This is a genomic window from Limnospira sp. (genome assembly GCF_051859755.1).
In the GTDB taxonomy this organism is placed as follows: domain Bacteria; phylum Cyanobacteriota; class Cyanobacteriia; order Cyanobacteriales; family Microcoleaceae; genus Limnospira; species Limnospira fusiformis.
The window spans coordinates 1-548 of record NZ_JBIMLI010000414.1; the positions used below are offsets into that span (position 1 = coordinate 1).

At 40.5% G+C, this 548-nt stretch carries 1 protein-coding gene; it reads left to right on the forward strand.

Annotated features, from left to right (window positions below; all coding sequences use genetic code 11):
* The first annotated feature begins 160 nt into the window (after positions 1–160).
* Positions 161–490, forward strand: coding sequence for a hypothetical protein (locus ACTIE0_RS24950; protein ID WP_006622262.1), 330 nt, complete (start codon positions 161–163; stop codon positions 488–490).
* Positions 491–548: the final 58 nt, after the last annotated feature.

Here is a 548-nt window from a genome sequence, read left to right on the forward strand (position 1 = left end):
GCCTACCACTACCCTAGCAGGATTACTGAAATCCAGGGAAATGAGGATGGCGATCGCACAGATTTTAAATATAGACAATGTAAAAATGTTAAATATTATGCGAGATATTTTGGGGCTATCTTAAAAGTTCAATTCCACAGTCATTGTTACCCCGCTTGTCATGGAAAATCTGCCGGTTAACCTAGATAATGAAACTTTAAGACAAATCGATGTTTTATCCAAAAAACAGAATTTGTCTCCTTCTCAAATTGCTAAATTAGCGATCGAATTTTGCTCCCTGCTGCCACCTGCTGTATGGTTAGCCGGTAACGTCGTTTCCGGTGCCGAAAAAGTTGAGATGGCTAATATTGTCGCCCGGGCTATTTTGGAAAGTCAGTACCATGAAGCTATACAAAAAATTCAACCGCAGCTAAATAAGGAGTGGTTAGATTCTTTGGTAACTGAAGACGATATCCTTGATGCTGCAGTTAAGCTAACTCAAGATGACTGAGACTTTAAGGTTGTGCTTGGATCTGAATATTTGGTGTGCGGCTCTGTTAGCTTCGGTG